General features: G+C 36.4%; 4 protein-coding genes. All 4 read right to left on the bottom strand.

The genetic code is table 11. The features are described from left to right. Positions 1 to 74: 74 nt before the first annotated feature. The 4 genes from PL77_RS29530 to PL77_RS29510 all read right to left on the bottom strand — a co-directional run bounded on the left by PL77_RS29530 (position 75) and on the right by PL77_RS29510 (position 2,308). A complete protein-coding gene (locus PL77_RS29530; RefSeq protein ID WP_044213548.1) occupies positions 75 to 359 on the bottom strand; it encodes a transposase in 285 nt (94 codons plus the stop codon). 299 nt (positions 360 to 658) lie between these two features. After that, positions 659 to 1,255 (bottom strand): DUF4304 domain-containing protein, encoded by a 597-nt coding sequence (locus PL77_RS29525; protein WP_044213546.1) that lies wholly within the window; start codon positions 1,253 to 1,255, stop codon positions 659 to 661. Positions 1,256 to 1,456: 201 nt separating this feature from the next. After that, a complete protein-coding gene (locus PL77_RS32350; protein ID WP_216595959.1) occupies positions 1,457 to 1,963 on the bottom strand; it encodes a hypothetical protein in 507 nt (168 codons plus the stop codon). A 6-nt stretch (positions 1,964 to 1,969) separates the two neighbouring features. Further along, positions 1,970 to 2,308, bottom strand: coding sequence for a hypothetical protein (locus PL77_RS29510; protein WP_044213543.1), 339 nt, complete (start codon positions 2,306 to 2,308; stop codon positions 1,970 to 1,972). Positions 2,309 to 3,263 lie beyond the last annotated feature (955 nt).

Here is a 3,263-nt window from a genome sequence, read left to right as displayed (position 1 = left end):
CTGACATTGACGTGTGATGCTTAGCTCTGAATGAGCCTTATCGACAATTTTTCTCCGTTCTGACAACGACTTATTTACGACAAGGCTTTCTTTAAAAAATCCACTTCAACTTGAAGTTTACCAATTTTCGCATAAAGCTCATCTTCTTTCCCTTCACTCGCTTTTTGAAGCTTCTTTTTCTCCCCAGACTTTTCAAAAACACTGGATGCACCATCTAGAAATTCCTTTTTCCATGTACTGATCTGAGTAGGGTGAAGATCATACTTTTGGGCTAATTCTGTAGTAGTCTGTAAATCCTTGATGGCTTCTAAAGCTACTTTGGCTTTAAATTCTGAGGTGAATTTTCTTTTACTTTTCATAACACTGCAATTTACTTAATTATTAATTTAGATTGCAGTCCGGTTTGATGGGGTAACTATACCATTGATTTACCCCTGCTATTGAGAAACGTCAATGATCATTATGCCACGGGTCTCTTCACAAAAGACTCTACCAAATAAGGAAATCGAAGTAGAACACAAGCTCAACGAAAAAAGACTTCCCGAATAATCGAAAAGTCCTTCCTAATTTCCATCCAGTTAGGTGCACGAAAATTCTACCGCCTTTGTTCAACTTGGGCTTAATTTTTGGGTCTGAAGACCAAACTAAGCCCTAATTATTACCAACTTTTTGTTAGTTCGTCTCGAAAACCAAGAAGAGTGTCTGCATACTCTTTGTGGGTTGTTTCAATAAAATTCATGAGAATATTCTCGCCCAAATCCTTTTTCCCGTTCCTCATCATCGTTAATCCAATATAGGGTTCTGCGGATGAATGCAAATCTTGGAATTCGTTCTTTAAATTCAAGCAGTCTTCAAGTTCATTGTATCTCTCAAAGAATGGAATTACATAGTCATTCAAGTCGGTCTGTAATAGAGTTCGGAGTTCATTTAAATCAGTTTCAGGAAGAATGTCATATGCATGATTTCTTCCCGTTAGTGAGTCCGTTCGAATTCTGAAAATGCAATCGTGTTCTTTTGGATTCTTTGGTATTTCTTGTCCGTTTAGCTCATTAACAATTGGAAAGAAGAAACCTATGTTTAGGTAAAAGGAAACATGGTCATCCAGGTTCCAAGCACTGTTCTGGACATTGAAAATCTTAAGAAAGTCTTTCTCCTGTTTCTTAAAGGTTGTTCCAGGAATTCGAAATCCAGCAGTCTTAAAAGCTGGCTTGAAAACTTCCTTAATTAGTAGATCACGTTGTTCGAAGAGATTCATATTATTGCTTGTAAAGCCTACTATATATACCCATTGCCGTTATTCAGCAGAGCATGATTAAATTACTAACTAGCCAAAAGATTCGCTTATCTGTGATTGATTGATCTTTCAATTCACAGGAAGATAATTTTTTAGCGGTGCCTCAATTTAGCACTTTCCTTTCAGATAACTACTACACGGCAATGGCACCATATTAGAGTATTATCTTCTTTTTTTCTGATCTTCAAACCATTCAAGCTGACCTTTTAATCTTTTAAGTATTTTTTCGTCTGAGTCGCCATGAATATCTCTTATTTTGTAATTCTCTTTGGAGGGGTCTTCCTTGTTTACAAACTCATTTATTCTCAAATTGAATAATGCTTGTCCAAATCTTTGGCTATAATGATTTGATAAATATTCAGAGATTAAATCTAAAATTTCTTGATGTTCCTTTTTAGGGTTTGAAACCTCCCATTCTTTATAAAATTCAGCTTTTTCAATTTCAAACTTCTGGTATTCATCCATATTTAAGGCTTGATCACTAAGACCTCCATAATCATCAAAAGTTTTTTCGGAATGATATTTCAATCGATTTCCATTTTCATAAAGCTCAATTTGTTTACTTGGATAGCCATCAGAACCTACTTCAAAATACCAAGTTGATGTTCCCCAAGAGTCAAATTCGTCACCTCTAGTTTCACTCCATTTTCTTTTAAAGTACCTAGTCATATCTTTTTAAAAATTCCACCTCCAAACTATTTCATTTTTATCACAGAAATTGGGAATCAAGATTTTGTGAATTTCCCCATTCTGGTCAATTAATATCCATTTCTCAGATTCAATTAGTTCAATATATTTTGATTCTTCTTGCTTAATAAAATCTTGCCACTTCATTTCGTCTTCTTCCATAAGATTACTTGCCTTGACTGAATATTGGATATATTTATAAATTAGCACTTGCTTTTCCTCGATGGATGGTAAAACTTTGTACTTACCAAACAAATTGGGAAAGTCTGCATCTTTCTGCTCAATAATACCTACTTGATCATTGTCAAAATATAATTTGTATTCCATTTGATTGAAGGTAATGACCGAAATAAACTGCGTTCTAAAGCAGTTTATTTATATGTTATGTGTTTTTTTATTATGAAGCATTATCGATACAAATTACGTCTAATCTCTATCAATTCTTCTATTGACTTATCTATATTATTTAGATAATAATGATATCCGATTATTATTAATTGAAATAAACCATCTGTGTGTTCTCCCCATCTACGCCTGCCTTTTCGAAGCTACTATGGGTTCACACTTCCGTATTACGGCTTGGTTATTTGAGATAACTGAGCTTCAGCTATACACCTCACGGCGATCACTGTCAGCAACTCTTCTAAGTGAACAGTAAATTACTTAGGTAGGATTTTCACCTACTGGAAAGCCACAGCATCGTGGCACACTAACGTAAATGCTAAACTACGACCAGCGGGTGCATCACCCGATGGATGGAGATTAGCTATTGTGTGTGCCCAAAATGGGCACGATCTATATTGATCTAAATATAGTTCAATCTTCTAGAGGGTGCAAGTCCCATATGCGCGGAGTACGATCCCGAAGCATTAGCACGTGACAAGGTGGTTTTCCGTGAGGAATGCACTGAAGTAAGTCAAACGGCAAAAGTTGGTACTGACGAATAGGAATGACATATGAGGCATAGTCGGCAGGATGAGTAAGTACATCATTACGAAGTCCAAACGTGTGTATCACGCTGTAATTCGAAACACAGTGCTGTTTATGTAGATGTCGCAGGGATCAATGGAAAGAAGGTGTCCTTACTTGGGGAGATCTCTTGGTTGCAGGTTCAACAAGAGAAGTCAGCAGAGGTCATAGTAGGCGATATAAGTACCGACAAGTTTCGGAGAACTCACCTCGCTGAAGGACTGAAGGTTACAGTGTCCTTAATTGAAAATGGAGGTGTATTCTGTAGATTCAGCAGAAGAAGCATACACTAGCCTTTACAAAGCAGGACTAG

The sequence above is a fragment of the Flammeovirga sp. OC4 genome, assembly GCF_000812565.1.
Classification (GTDB): domain Bacteria; phylum Bacteroidota; class Bacteroidia; order Cytophagales; family Flammeovirgaceae; genus Flammeovirga.
The sequence above is the reverse complement of the archived record's forward strand: the minus strand, read 5'-3'. Positions and strand labels throughout refer to the sequence as shown.

Excerpts from the sequence above, each read along its gene's own strand:
- PL77_RS29510 (WP_044213543.1), bottom strand. The coding sequence starts at position 2,308 with ATGGAATACAAATTATATTTTGACAATGATCAAGTAGGTATTATTGAG.
- PL77_RS32350 (WP_216595959.1), bottom strand. The coding sequence starts at position 1,963 with ATGACTAGGTACTTTAAAAGAAAATGGAGTGAAACTAGAGGTGACGAA.
- PL77_RS29525 (WP_044213546.1), bottom strand. The coding sequence starts at position 1,255 with ATGAATCTCTTCGAACAACGTGATCTACTAATTAAGGAAGTTTTCAAG.
- PL77_RS29530 (WP_044213548.1), bottom strand. The coding sequence starts at position 359 with ATGAAAAGTAAAAGAAAATTCACCTCAGAATTTAAAGCCAAAGTAGCT.